This is a genomic window from Pseudomonas ogarae, assembly GCF_014268695.2.
In the GTDB taxonomy this organism is placed as follows: domain Bacteria; phylum Pseudomonadota; class Gammaproteobacteria; order Pseudomonadales; family Pseudomonadaceae; genus Aquipseudomonas; species Aquipseudomonas kilonensis.
The window spans coordinates 6,117,303-6,130,255 of sequence record NZ_CP077086.1; the positions used below are offsets into that span (position 1 = coordinate 6,117,303).

Sequence of the window (12,953 nt, forward strand, 5' to 3'; positions counted from 1 at the left end):
CAATCGATCAATACGCCGCGCGGTAGATCTTCTCGATATCGGCGGCGCTCAATTGGCGTGGATTGTTGCGCATTAGCCGTTCTATTCCCGCCGCTTCCACCGCCATGGAGGGAATCACGTCATCGGTCACGCCCAGGCTGCTGAGTCCGTTGGGTATTTCCACGGCGGCGCACAACGCAACCATGGCCTCCACGGCTTCGTCGGCCGCTTCAAGATCACTCAGGTGCGCGGTCTTGAGGCCCATGGCCTCGGCGATGTCACGCATGCGCTCGACACAGGCCATCTTGTTCCAGGCCATGACGTACGGCAGCAGCAAGGCGTTGGCGACGCCATGGGACACGTGAAAGCGCCCGCCCAACGGATAGGCCAGCGCATGCACCGCCCCGACTCCGGCATTACCGAATGCCATGCCGGCCATCAGGCTGGCCGTGGCCATGTCTTCACGGGCTTGCAGGTGAGCCGGGTTGGCATAGGCCTTGGGCAGCGCGCGGGTGATCAGCTTGATTGCGCCGATGGCCAGGGCATCGGTGATCGGCGAAGCATTGAGCGACAGGTAGGCCTCGATGGCGTGCACCAGCGCATCGACGCCACTGGCAGCCGTGACGCTGCGCGGACACGTGAGGGTCATCTGCGGGCTGACCAACGCCACGTCCGGCAACAGATAATCGCTGACGATGCCTTTTTTCAGCTGCGCGGCCTTGTCGGAGAGGATCGCCACATTGGTGACTTCCGAACCAGTACCGGCCGTGGTCGGGATGGCAATCATGGGCGGGCCTTTGCGCGGCACCTGATCGACACCGAACATATCCTGCAGCTCGCCGTGGTACCCGGCATAGACCCCCACGCACTTGGCGATGTCGATGGCACTGCCGCCACCCAGGCCGATCAAGCCATCATGACCACCGTCGCGGTAGGCTTGCATGCAGTCTTCGACAATGGCGATTTCCGGGTCCGGCATGACCCGGTCGAAAATCTCGTAGTCCCGTCCGCCCAGATGTTGCAGGGCCAGTTCCACGGTGCCGGACTTGACCAACGCCGCATCGGTCACTATCAGTGGGTTGTCGACGTCCAGCCGGGTCAGCTCAGCCGCCAGTTGCTCGATGGCAGCGGCACCGGTGATCAGTTTATGGGCGATCTTGAATGAGGAAAGACTCATGTGCGCGGCCTCTTATTCGAGTATGGGCTGGCACAAGGATAGCTCGGTATTGAGGGTTGTCTGCCATTCAGCGCATGAATGCGATAAGGAACCTGTGAATGAGGCTCCTGTGGGAGCGAGCTTGCTCGCGATAGCGGATCAGCATTCAACATCTGCTTTGAATGTATCACCGCTATCGCGAGCAAGCTCGCTCCCACATTCGTCAGACTTGGGTAGTACGCAGCTTCTCGCTACGCCCACGCAACCACTCCAGGGTCAGCAACAGGATCACCGAGAAGGCAATCAGCAGGGTCGCCGCCGCCGCGATGGTGGGGCTGAGGTTTTCGCGGATGCCGCTGAACATCTGCCGTGGCAGGGTTGCCTGCTCGGGGCCGGCCAGGAACAGGGTCACCACCACCTCATCGAACGACGTCGCGAAGGCGAACAGTGCGCCAGAGATCACGCCCGGGGCGATCAACGGCAGGGTCACCCGACGAAACGCCGTCAGTGGCGAAGCCCCAAGGCTGGCGGCGGCCCGAACCAGATTGTGGTTGAACCCCTGCAGGGTCGCCGAGACCGTGATGATGACGAACGGTACACCCAGCACGGCGTGGACCACGATCAGCGAGAAGAAGCTGTTGCCCATCCCCAACGGTGCGAAAAACAGGTAGCTGGCCACGCCGATGATTACCACTGGCACCACCATGGGCGAAATCACCAGGGCCATCACCAGTGCCTTGCCTGGGAAGTCACCACGAGTCAGGCCGATGGCCGCGAGCGTGCCGAAGATCATCGCCAGCAACGTCGCTGCCGGGGCCACGATAATGCTGTTTTTCAGCGCCCGCATCCATTCGGCCGAGGCGAAGAAATCGTGATACCACTGCAGCGAGAAGCCTTGCAGCGGGTACACCAGGAAACTGCCGGAGTTGAACGACAGCGGAATGATCACCAGCACCGGCAGGATCAGGAACAACAGGATCAACCCGCAGAGTATGCGCAGACTGTAGAACCACACCCGCTCAATGGGGGACATGTAAGGACTCACCATTTTCGATCTCCCCTTAGCTCAGGCGCAGGCGACTGGCGCCCACCAACCAGCTGTAAATCAGATAAAGCACGATGGTCGCCAGCAACAGCAGCCCGCCGAGCGCCGTGGCCATGCCCCAGTTAATGCTGGTGTTGGTGTAGAACGCGACGAAGTAGCTGACCATCTGATCGTTCGGGCTGCCCAGCAGCGCCGGCGTGATGTAGTAGCCGATGGCAAGGATGAACACCAACAGGCAACCGGCACCGACACCGGCATAGGTCTGTGGGAAGTACACCCGCCAGAAACTGGCGAACGGGTGGCAGCCCAGGGAAATCGCCGCCCGCATGTAAGTAGGCGAGATACCTTTCATCACGCTGTAGATCGGCAGGATCATGAATGGCAGCAGGATGTGGACCATGGAGATGTACACACCGGTGCGGTTGAACACCAGTTCCAGAGGCTTATCGATAACGCCCATGGCCATCAGGGCGCTGTTGATCAAGCCGCCCGACTGCAACAGCACGATCCATGCGGCGACTCGCACCAGGATCGAGGTCCAGAACGGCAGCAGCACCAGGATCATCAACAGGTTGCTTTGGCGCGACGGCAGATTCGCCAACAGGTAGGCCAACGGATAGGCCAACACCAGGCAAATCGCGGTGATCACCAAGCCCATCCAGAACGTGCGGGTGAAGATATCCAGGTAAATAGCCTGGTCAGGGGTGGCGGGGGCCAGTTCACCGAGGTCATCGATGCGGTGATCGACGGCCGCCAGCAAGTAATACGGGGTAACGTCGCTGGTGTTGCGGCGGATCACCTGCCAGTACGCGGGGTCGCCCCAACGCTCATCGAGGTTTTCCAAGGCTTCTTTATAGGAAGCCGGCTCGGTGGCAAACGGCAACGCCCGAGCGGTCTTGGTCAGCAAGCTGCGATAGCCGGCCAGTTCCATGTTCAGACGCTTGGACAAGTCGCCCAAGGTCTGATTCTTGCGGGCTTCGGCCAAGTCTTCACTGGCAGCCTTGTACACTGGCTCGCCCGGCAAACCGCGTCCGTCCCATGCAGCGACGGCGGCGACAGTGCGCGGCATGGCGCCCACAACTTCCGGGTTGCTGACGCTTTTGAACAGCAGCGCCACGATCGGCACCAGGAACACCAGCAACAGAAACAGCACCAGCGGCGCGATCAAGGCCTGGGCCTTCCAGCGGTTGATCCGCTCGGCGTGCTTGAGCCGCTGCTTGAGGGTGGGGCTGGTGCCCGCGTTCAGTGGAACGGCGATGGCCATGGCGAACTCCGCAAATCTCTTTGATCGTTACAGGGGCGGCGGGCCGCCTCTGTTCTTTTGAAACCGCAACCTGTGGGAACGAGTCATTGTGGCGAGCGAGCTTGCTCGCGCTGGGCTGCGAAGCGGCCCCAAAATTTTGTCGGCAACGCCAATTTTGTGAGTGCTGCGCACTCAAGCGGGAGCAAGCTCCCTCGCCACAAAAGCCCGTTCATTCAGGGCGCTTTGGTTACTTCGCAGCCCAGGAGTTGAAGCGCTGTTCCAGTTGCTCGCCGTTGTCAGCCCAGAAGCTGACGTCGATCTGCACCTGGTTGGCGATGTTTTCCGGGGTGGTCGGCATGTTGGTCAAGACATCCTTGGCCAGCAACGGTACTGCCTGGGTATTGGCCGGGCCGTAGGCGATGTTTTCCGAGTAGGTCTTCTGCTGCTGCGGCGCCACCGAGAAAGCGATGAATTTCTTCGCAGCTTCGGCGCGGGTCTTGTCCAGGCCACGTGGGATGGCCCAAGCGTCAAAGTCGTAGATGCCGCCGTTCCACACAACCTTCAGGTTGCTTTCTTTCTGTACCGCGGCGATCCGGCCGTTGTAGGCCGAGCTCATGACCACGTCACCGGAAGCCAGGTACTGCGGCGGCTGGGCACCGGCTTCCCACCACTGGATGTTCGGCTTGAGCTCATCGAGCTTCTTGAACGCACGGTCCTGGCCGTCTTTGCCAGCCAGCACTTTGTAGACGTCTTTCGGCGCTACGCCGTCGGCCATCAAGGCGAATTCCAGGGTGTACTTGGCGCCCTTGCGCAGGCCGCGTTTGCCCGGGAATTGCTTGGTGTCCCAGAAGTCTGCCCAACTGGTCGGCGCGGTCTTCAGTTTGTCGGCGTTGTAGGCCAACACGGTCGACCACACGAAGAAGCCCACGCCGCAAGGCTGGATGGCGCCCTTGACGTAGTCTTCGGCCTTGCCGAACAGGGCCGGATCGAGTTGTTCGAACATGTCTTCGTCACAACCACGGGACAACTCCGGGGACTCGACCTCTACCAAATCCCAGGAAACGCTCTTGGTATCAACCATGGCCTTGACCTTGGCCATTTCGCCGTTGTACTCGCCAGCCACGATCTTGCCGTTGCCGGCCGCTTCCCACGGTGCGTAGAAGGCTTTGACCTGAGCCGCCTTGTTCGCCCCGCCGAAAGACACCACGGTCAGGTCCGGGCCCGCCGCCATCGCGCTTGCCGCACCCATCATGCCCAGTGTCAGGGCTGTGAACTTCAGGGATCTCAACATTTATTGTTCTCTCCACGTGCAGGGTTGGTGTTGGTACAGCAGGGGGCGATCAATTCGCCTCTAGAAGGGGATCGAGCGCACGCACATGCTCGACTTGCCAGCCAAGCGGAACCACGTCCCCGACGGCGAGCCCGGGATCGAGCTCGGCAATCGGTTGTTTCACAAAGAAGTCGTTCTTGCCGCAGACTTCCAGGCGAACCCGGACGTGGTCGCCCAGATAGATGAATTCCGCCACCCTCCCTGAGAAGCGGTTGACACATTGTTCGCTTGCGCCGTTGAGACTCACCCGCTCCGGGCGGATCGACAGGGTCACCGGCTCGCCGGGCTGGCCGACGTTCACCGCCAGTGCCTCGACCTTCTCGCCGCGCCCCAGCTCCACCAGGCAGCGCTCGCCGGTTTGACTGTGCAGACGACCGTTGAGACGGTTGTTCTCGCCAATGAAGTTGGCGACGAAAGTGTTTTTCGGCTCTTCATACAGGGTGCGCGGTGGGGCGATCTGCTGGATCTCGCCCTGATGGAACACCGCCACGCGGTCGGACATGGTCAAGGCTTCGCCCTGGTCATGGGTCACATAGACCACGGTCACGCCAAGGCGCTGGTGCAGGTGTTTGATTTCCATCTGCATGTGCTCGCGAAGCTGCTTGTCCAGCGCACCGAGAGGTTCGTCCATCAGCACCAGCTGTGGCTCGAACACCAGCGCCCGGGCCAGGGCTACCCGCTGTTGCTGGCCGCCGGACAATTGCGCCGGGTAGCGTTGGGCGAAGCTGTCCAGCTGGACCATGCTCAAGACGCGCTTGACCCGATCACTCACGTCGCTCTTGTTCAAACCTCGCACGGTCAGCGGGAACGCCAGGTTCTCGGCAACGGTCATGTGCGGGAACAAGGCGTAGTTCTGGAACACCATGCCGATGTCGCGCTTGTGCGGTGGCACATTGTTGATCGAGCGCCCGGCCAGCAGGATCTCACCAGCGGTTGGGGTCTCAAACCCGGCGAGCATCATCAGGCTGGTGGTCTTGCCGGAGCCGGAAGGCCCGAGCAGGGTCAGGAATTCGCCTTTGCGAATATCCAGGTTGAGGTCTTTGACGATCAGGTTCTCGCCGTCGTAGCTCTTTTGCACACCACGAAAGCTGACCAGTACATCACTGGCCCCCGCGCTTGAATCGACCTGGCTCATACCCGCACCTTTTGTATTGATGACTGCTTGTGAGTCAAGCCTAGTGGAGCCTGGGGCCCGCGCAAATCGGGACGCAGGAGAGAATCACCTCAGCCGGATGGAAGAGTCGGGGTAGGGATTGCCCTACAGGGATGGCGGGATTGGATAAGAACAGCGGGCAGTTGGCAGCGGCACGCCGCAAGCAGGGGCAAAAGCGCTGTTGGGGCGTGTCGCAAATGGATATGCCGACACAAAACCTGTGGGAGTGGTGAAGCTCAGAGCAACTTGTGCTCCATCGCATATTTCACCAGTTCCGCCAATGAGGTGATGTTGAGCTTCTGCATCAGCCGCGCCTTGTGGGTGCTGATGGTCTTGCTGCTCAGGGCCAGTTGCTGGGCGATGTCGTTGACGTTGGCGCCCTGGGCCAGGCGTTCGAAGACTGAGAATTCACGCTCGGACAGCAGCGAGTGCAGCGGTCGCGTGTCGGTCAGGCCGACTTCAAAGACCATGCGGTCGGCCAGGTCCGGGTCGATGTAGCGCCCGCCGGCCGCGACCTTGCGAATCGCCATGAGCAGCAAGGCCGGGTCGCTGTCCTTGGTCGCGTAGCCGGCGGCGCCGACCTTCAGGGCACGGGCGGCCATTTGCGCCTCGTCATGCATCGACAGCACCAGGATGGCCGGCGGATTGTTCAGCGCCCGGATCCGTGGGATCGCCTCCAGGCCGTTGACGCCCGGCATGGAAATATCCAGCAGCACCACTTCGCAGGGCACATGCCGTAAGGTTTCGAGCAACTGTTCGCCATTGCTCGCCTCCCCCACCACCACCAGATCCTTGGCCAGGCCGATCAACTGCTTGATGCCTTCGCGGACGATGGTGTGGTCTTCGGCTACCAGTACACGGATCACGTTGTTCTCCAGATTCAGGATCTCATCGCGAGCAAGCTCGCTCCCACAGTGTGTATGTGTACATCTCAATCAATGTGGGAGCGAGCTTGCTCGCGATTGGGCCCGCCCAGACAACCCACCCCATCAGACCTCATGCAACGGCACCCGCACCGACAGGGTCGTCCCCTCCCCCGGCTCACTCTCCAGGGACAACTGCCCGCCCATGATCAACACCCGCTCACGCATGCCGACCAGGCCAAAGGAGGTTGGCCGCCCCGTATCGGCAATAAATCCTACACCGTCGTCGCTGACCGTCAGACACAATTCGTCGTCGTCCTGAACCAGCGTCAGCTCTACAGTATGCGCCTGGGCATGGCGCATCACATTGGTCAGCGCTTCCTGGAGAATCCGGAACAGGCCAATGGCCTTGGCGTCGCTCAGGGCCGGCAGGTTGTCCGGCACCTGCACCAGGCATGGGATCTGCGTACGCGCCTCGAAACGCCGGGCCTGCCATTCGATGGCCGAGGCAATGCCCGCATCCAGGATCGGCGGGCGCAAGGCCGTCGCCACGTCCCGCACCAGTTGGAACAACTGGGCAATCAAGCGCTTCATGCTGTTAAGCCGCTCATGCAGGCCCGGATCAAGTTGCGCGTAGGCCAATTCACACATGGACGTTTCAAGCTTCAGCACCGTCAGCATCTGACCCAGCTCATCGTGAACCTCCCGGGCGATGCGCGCCTTCTCCTCTTCGCGCACGCTTTCCAGGTGCGCCGACAACTCGCGCAACTGCTCCCGGGAGCTGGCCAGTTCCAGCTCGATGCGCTTGCTTTCGGTGATGTCCCAGACGATTCCGTCCCAAACGTAGGCGCCATCTTCCAGACGACGGGTGATCGCCTTGATCTCGGCCCAACGCTCCTGGCCTTCGCGGGTCAGGATGCGGCCCTGCCATGACCAATCACTGTCAGTGTCCAGCGCCTGGTCCTGGGTCCGGTGGTAATCGGCCTTGTCCTGCGGGTGCACCAGGCTGCGCAGCCCGGTGTCGCTGCGGGCCAGGGTCGCGGGGGAATAACCCACCAGGCTTTCGCTGCCCTCGCTGATGTAGGCAAAGTCGATCTGGCCGGTCACCGGCGCCCGCTCCAGGCGAAAGACCAGGCCTGGCACATTGGCGGCGATGCCTTGCAACCGCGCTTCGCTTTCGCGCAACGCCGCCAGCGCACGTCGGCGTTCGGTCACGTCGTTGAGGTAGACCACCAGGTATTCGGCGTCGCGAAAACGCAGGAAGCTCAGGGAAACGTCAGCCGGCAGGATGCTGCCATCGGCTCGCACGCATTCGGTCTCGAAACTCTGCGGCCCGTCGTCACTGGCCCGGGCGCGCTTCCATAGGTTCAGCCAGCGATCCATGTGCAAACCCGGCTCGAAGTCGATCAAAGGGCGATCGATGATTGCGCCCGAGGCGTAGCCGAGCATAGTTTCGGCCGCTCGGTTGGCATAACGCACGTGGCTGTCCCAATTGACCCAGAGAATGCCGACCGTGCTTTGATCGATGGAAAACTGCGTCAGGCGCAGGGCTTCTTCGCTGGCTGCGCGCTGGACGATGTCCTCCCTCGCGGCTCGCAGACGGCGCTCCAGTGCGCGTTGCTGGCGGCGCTGCCAGAACACGATGGCAACGTTGCTGAGCAGCAGGACCAGAATCAACAAGGTCAGGTTCTGCCAGAAGCCCGGGGTCTCGGTCAGGCGTGGGTATTTTGGCTTGAGCCAACGGCTGTGCAGTTGCTCCAGATCCTTGGCCGGGATCGCCTGCAAACCGCTGTCGATGATCTCGGCCAGTTCCGGCCAGTCCCGGCGCGTGGCAACCCTCAGCAACTGCGGCAGGCCAATGTCGCCCACTACCGCCAGCTCAGCGAATTCGGGCTCGACCATCAGCCGCCCGAGTTGTGCCTCGTCGACCACCGCGTATCGGGCCTGCTGGGTCAGCAATAATTGCAGGGCCTCGCGCTCCATCGGCACACCTTGCAGATTCAGCGTCGGGTAGTTGCTGCGCAAATAATCGGCTATGGCGCTGGGCATGCGCACCGCGACCCGGGCCTGGGTGTCGAGTTTTTCCAACTCCACCCCTTCGGCCCCCTTCTGCGCGCCGACGATCAATTGCGGCACGCGCATATAGGGATCGGAAAACTGCCAGAGCTTGAGCCCGCCCGGGGATTGGGTCAGGCCTGGAGCAATGTCCACCTCCCCGGCACGCACCGCGGCTTCCAGTTGTGCCACGTCCTGGAAATTGCGCCAGGTCAGCTCGACGTTCAACGCCTTGCCCAGCCATTGCATCAACTCAACGTTGGTGCCGGACAACCGCTGCAAGCGCCGGTCGTATTGCGCATAGGGCGCCTGCAACACCAGGCCAACCCGCCATTGCGGATGTTGCACCAGCCATTGGCGCTGCCCTGCATTCAATTGCACCCCGTGCACCGACGGCGCGGGCGCGGCCCACGCCATCAAGGGAAGCCATAAACAGCCGATAACCCACAGGCAGCAAAAACGCATCATCGAAGTCTCATGCACTGACAAATACTGACCAACCCATTAGGCTGCCGGAAATACTTCTGGTCATGGAATATCCGATGCCCTCTGTTTATCGCCTGGCGTTGCCAGCATTGTGCCTGTCGCTGATCCTGCCAAGTGCCTTTTCTGTACTGGCCAGCGAAACGGCCCCCGCCGCCGAGCAACCTGCCGAAGAAAAACCCATCGAGCGCCAGCCTTTGCTCGAGCGTAGCCAGGAAGAAGCGAGCGCACTTGAACGAAAAGTCCCGGTCCAGGAACAGCAACAGTTGCAGACTGGCAGCGATACCTTCCTGGCGCTGTGGAAACCGGCCAACACCAGCGACCCCAAAGGTGCCGTCATCATAATCCCTGGCGCCGGCGAAACAGCTGACTGGCCTCAAGTCGTCGGCCCATTGCGTAAAAAGTTGCCCGATGTCGAATGGAGCAGCCTGAGTATCACCCTGCCGGACCTGCAAAGCGACGTCATTGCACCGCGCGTGGTAGAAGCGCCGCCCGAGACCAAGCCGGCCGACACCGCTGCCGCAGCACCGGACGCCACCACGGCGGCACCGATCGAACAGGTCGCAGGTGGCGAAGCCGATGCGGCAGATCCAGTCGTAGCCCAAACCGATGAAGAACACGCCAAGGCCGACGCCGAGCGCATCTTCGCCCGTATCGATGCCGCGCTGGCCTACGCCGAACAGCAAAGCGCACGCCGCATCGTGCTGCTGGGCCATGGCACCGGCGCCTATTGGGCAGCGCGTTACTTGAGTGAGAGGCAGCCCTCGCAAGTCGAACGCTTCGTGATGGTGGCCGCCCAGCCCCCGGTTACCGCCAAGCCCGCCCTGGCCGAACTGACCCCGACCTTGAAACTGGCGACCGCCGACATTTTCTACATGGACAAGCCGCTGGATCGCAACGCAGCGCTGGAGCGCTTGCAGGCGAGCAAACGCTTGAAAGGCTCGACCTTCAGCCAGGTATCGCTCAAGGCACTGCCGAACCAGGCGGCGGAGCAGGAGCAATTGTTTCGTCGGGTTAGGGGTTGGTTGAATCCGCAGAAGGTGGGGGAGTAAGGGCCGGCTCACACCTCAAGTGAAGCACTGCAGTGGCAAGGGGATTTACCCCCTTGCCACAAAAGCTAACGAAAATCCCGCCGCTCGCGAATCAAGCGATAGGCGTTATGCAGCTCTCGGGTTTTGTCGGTGGCTTCACGCACCTGCAAGGGCGTTGCCCCGCTGCCGGCAATCTTGTCCGGGTGATGACGGCTGAGCAGGCGACGATAAGCGCGCTTGATCTGCGACGGTTCGCTGGTGGCCGAAACCCCCAGCAAGCGCATTGCTTCCTGGTAGGTCACGCCACTGTTGGGCCGCGACAGTTTCTGCGGCTCGTAATCGGACGCCAGCGCCTGGACCTGTTGCGGCGTCCAGCCCAGCCACCGCCCCCACTGAGTCACCAGTTCTCGCTCGGCGACACCGGCACGCCCATCGGCCCAGACCATCCGCCAACACGCGCGCAATACCCCTTCAGCCGCATGGGGCTGGACGGCCAGGCGACGCATGTAACCGCGCAAGCGATCGTTTCCGGACTTGCCCCGGTTGAACGCCGCGATCGCCCGGCGCTGCGCCGACTCGCTCAAGTCCAGCGCACGCATCTCCTGGCGAGCCTGCTGGATATGGCCATCGACCACACGCCCATCACTTTTCGCCAGCCGCCCGAGCAATACAAACAACAACTCATCGTTGCGCAACGCCGGGCGTCCACCCAGGCGCTCACGTACCTGCGCCCAGCCCTGCAGGTTCAGGCGCCGATCCAGCGCCTGTCCCAACAACGCCCCAAGCATGGCCCCCGGGATGCTGGCTATGGCAAAGCCCGCCCCGGCTCCAATCAGAGTCCCTGGCCACCACATATCAACCGCTCGCTTCTATCAAGGTTTCGACCTGCGCCAAACGTTCATGGGTGCCGACATCGACCCAATGCCCTTTGAGGTGCTCGCCACTGACGCGCCCCTCGGCCATGGCCGCGCGCAACAGCGGTGCGAGCTTGAACGCACCGTCCGAGCAACCGTCGAACAACCGCGGGTGCAGGACGGCAATGCCGCTATAGGTCAGGTTGTCGGCAGGCGCGAGCCTATCGTGAACCTTTCCGTCGACCAGGACGAAATCGCCGCCTGGGTGATGCTCGGGATTATCGACGAGCACCAGGTGCGCCAGCCCTTTTAGCGGCCTGCGCAACACGCTGAAATCGTAGTCGGTCCAGATATCGCCGTTCACCACCACAAACGCTTCATCGCCCAGCAGCGGCAAGGCCCGGAAGATTCCACCACCGGTTTCCAGCGGCTCGCCTTCGGGGGAAAACCGAATGTTCACGCCAAACCGTGAACCGTCCCCCAGGTGATCTTCGATCTGCTGACCGAGCCAGGCGTGATTGATCACGATCTCGGTGAACCCGGCCCGCGCCAGCGCCCGCAAGTGGTATTCGATCAAGGGAACACCACCGACGCGAATCAACGGCTTTGGCGTGGTAAGGGTCAAGGGCCGCATGCGTTCGCCCTTGCCCGCCGCCAGGATCATCGCCTTCATGCCGTTGCTCCGGCCGATTGCCGCAGGCTGCCCAGCAGTTCATCGAGCGGTGCCAGTTCCGGGCGACGGGCAATGACCGCTTCTATATAAGCAAAGAACCGCGGCACATCGCCGAGGTAGCGTGGCTTGCCATCACGATGGCAAATGCGCGCGAAGATCCCGATGACCTTGAGATGGCGCTGCACGCCCATCAAGTCGCTGGCCCGCAGGAAGTCCTCGAGATCCGGCTGGACGGGAATGCCGAGGGCGCCGGCCTGCTGCCAGTAATTCTCCAGCCAGCCGCGCACACGGGCTTCGGGCCAACTGAGGAAGGCGTCCTTGAACAGGCACGTCACGTCGTAGGTGACGGGACCATAGACCGCATCCTGAAAATCCAGCACGCCGGGGTTCGGCACGCTGAGCATCAAGTTGCGCGGCATGTAGTCGCGGTGCACCAGTACTGTGGGCTGGGCCAGGGCACTGTCGATCAGCAGCTCGCTGGCCTGCTGCCAGAGTTGCTGCTGGGCCGAATCCAATTCGATACCCAGCTCGCGCTTGACGTACCACTCGGGGAACAATTCCAACTCCCGACGCAGCAACGCGACATCGTAGCTCGGCAACGGCGCAACCATCGGCAGTTGCTGGAAAGCCAACAAGGCTTGCAGGGCATCGCGGAATAAATCGTCGGCATTTTCGCCGTTGATCACGTCCAGATAGGTCTGGTTGCCCAGATCATTGAGCAAAAGAAAGCCGCGCTCGAGGTCTTCGGCATAAATTTTTGGCACGTTAATGCCGGATTTCGCCAGCAAAAAAGCAATATCCACGAAGGGTTTGCAGTTTTCCTGGGGCGGTGGCGCATCCATTACGATCAAACTGCGACCCTCGCCTTCCCAGCGGAAATAACGCCGGAAACTCGCGTCACTGCTGGCGGCGGTCAACGTGGCCGGGGGTACGGAGCCCCAGCCTTGTTGAGTGAAAAGGATCGGCAGTTGTTCATCGAGCCAAACTTTCAGGTGTTGCAAGCGTACATCTTGGTCGGGCATTGCAAGGGTCTCCGACGGCGCTAGCCGTCAAGCGGGTCATGCTTTATTATCCAGCATCTTTTTCAG

Annotated in this window: 11 protein-coding genes; 1 reads left to right on the plus strand and 10 read right to left on the minus strand. The window is 61.7% G+C overall.

The features are described from left to right. Positions 1-7 precede the first annotated feature (7 nt). From HU749_RS27125 to HU749_RS27155, 7 genes are all read right to left on the minus strand, one after another. Positions 8-1,156 (minus strand): iron-containing alcohol dehydrogenase, encoded by a 1,149-nt coding sequence (locus HU749_RS27125; RefSeq protein ID WP_014340499.1) that lies wholly within the window; start codon positions 1,154-1,156, stop codon positions 8-10. A gap of 202 nt (positions 1,157-1,358) precedes the next feature. Then, the gene (locus HU749_RS27130) at positions 1,359-2,183 is read right to left on the minus strand and encodes an ABC transporter permease (protein ID WP_018607199.1); all 825 of its coding nucleotides are present in this window, start codon (positions 2,181-2,183) and stop codon (positions 1,359-1,361) included. Between the two features lie 13 nt (positions 2,184-2,196). Beyond that, positions 2,197-3,444, minus strand: coding sequence for an ABC transporter permease (locus HU749_RS27135; RefSeq protein ID WP_018607201.1), 1,248 nt, complete (start codon positions 3,442-3,444; stop codon positions 2,197-2,199). A 226-nt stretch (positions 3,445-3,670) separates the two neighbouring features. Further along, complete coding sequence (locus HU749_RS27140; RefSeq protein ID WP_014340502.1) at positions 3,671-4,714, minus strand: ABC transporter substrate-binding protein; 1,044 nt, start codon at positions 4,712-4,714, stop codon at positions 3,671-3,673. A 49-nt stretch (positions 4,715-4,763) separates the two neighbouring features. Next, complete coding sequence (locus HU749_RS27145) at positions 4,764-5,888, minus strand: ABC transporter ATP-binding protein (protein ID WP_079302810.1); 1,125 nt, start codon at positions 5,886-5,888, stop codon at positions 4,764-4,766. 254 nt (positions 5,889-6,142) lie between these two features. After that, the gene (locus HU749_RS27150) at positions 6,143-6,772 is read right to left on the minus strand and encodes a response regulator (protein WP_003206156.1); all 630 of its coding nucleotides are present in this window, start codon (positions 6,770-6,772) and stop codon (positions 6,143-6,145) included. Positions 6,773-6,895: 123 nt separating this feature from the next. After that, positions 6,896-9,292: a PAS domain-containing sensor histidine kinase gene (locus HU749_RS27155; protein WP_186652102.1), complete on the minus strand. Its 2,397-nt coding sequence runs from the start codon at positions 9,290-9,292 to the stop codon at positions 6,896-6,898. Positions 9,293-9,366: 74 nt separating this feature from the next. Here HU749_RS27155 and HU749_RS27160 point away from each other — a divergent pair, with 74 nt between their 5' ends. Continuing rightward, positions 9,367-10,359 carry an alpha/beta hydrolase family protein gene (locus HU749_RS27160; RefSeq protein ID WP_186652104.1) on the plus strand — a complete coding sequence of 331 codons (993 nt, stop codon included), beginning with the start codon at positions 9,367-9,369 and terminating at the stop codon, positions 10,357-10,359. 65 nt (positions 10,360-10,424) lie between these two features. On the opposite strand, the gene HU749_RS27165 is transcribed toward HU749_RS27160, so the two are convergent. From HU749_RS27165 to HU749_RS27175, 3 genes are read right to left on the minus strand one after another with little or no spacing between them, the layout of a single operon-like run. After that, positions 10,425-11,192, minus strand: a complete 768-nt coding sequence (locus HU749_RS27165; RefSeq protein WP_041476175.1) for a TerB family tellurite resistance protein — start codon at positions 11,190-11,192, stop codon at positions 10,425-10,427. 1 nt (position 11,193) lies between these two features. Beyond that, entirely contained in the window at positions 11,194-11,865 is a 672-nt protein-coding gene (gene murU, locus HU749_RS27170) for an N-acetylmuramate alpha-1-phosphate uridylyltransferase MurU (protein WP_046064561.1), read from the minus strand. After that, positions 11,862-12,887, minus strand: coding sequence for an aminoglycoside phosphotransferase family protein (locus HU749_RS27175; protein ID WP_186652106.1), 1,026 nt, complete (start codon positions 12,885-12,887; stop codon positions 11,862-11,864). The genes murU and HU749_RS27175 overlap by 4 nt, the downstream gene beginning before the upstream one ends. Between the last annotated feature and the right edge of the window lie 66 nt (positions 12,888-12,953).

Bases quoted from the DNA above. Each gene is read 5' to 3' on its own strand.
- HU749_RS27125 (WP_014340499.1), bottom strand. From the start codon at position 1,156: ATGAGTCTTTCCTCATTCAAGATCGCCCATAAACTGATCACCGGTGCC.
- HU749_RS27130 (WP_018607199.1), bottom strand. From the start codon at position 2,183: ATGGTGAGTCCTTACATGTCCCCCATTGAGCGGGTGTGGTTCTACAGT.
- HU749_RS27135 (WP_018607201.1), bottom strand. From the start codon at position 3,444: ATGGCCATCGCCGTTCCACTGAACGCGGGCACCAGCCCCACCCTCAAG.
- HU749_RS27140 (WP_014340502.1), bottom strand. From the start codon at position 4,714: ATGTTGAGATCCCTGAAGTTCACAGCCCTGACACTGGGCATGATGGGT.
- HU749_RS27145 (WP_079302810.1), bottom strand. From the start codon at position 5,888: ATGAGCCAGGTCGATTCAAGCGCGGGGGCCAGTGATGTACTGGTCAGC.
- HU749_RS27155 (WP_186652102.1), bottom strand. From the start codon at position 9,292: ATGATGCGTTTTTGCTGCCTGTGGGTTATCGGCTGTTTATGGCTTCCC.
- HU749_RS27160 (WP_186652104.1), top strand. From the start codon at position 9,367: ATGCCCTCTGTTTATCGCCTGGCGTTGCCAGCATTGTGCCTGTCGCTG.
- HU749_RS27165 (WP_041476175.1), bottom strand. From the start codon at position 11,192: ATGTGGTGGCCAGGGACTCTGATTGGAGCCGGGGCGGGCTTTGCCATA.
- murU (WP_046064561.1), bottom strand. From the start codon at position 11,865: ATGAAGGCGATGATCCTGGCGGCGGGCAAGGGCGAACGCATGCGGCCC.
- HU749_RS27175 (WP_186652106.1), bottom strand. From the start codon at position 12,887: ATGCCCGACCAAGATGTACGCTTGCAACACCTGAAAGTTTGGCTCGAT.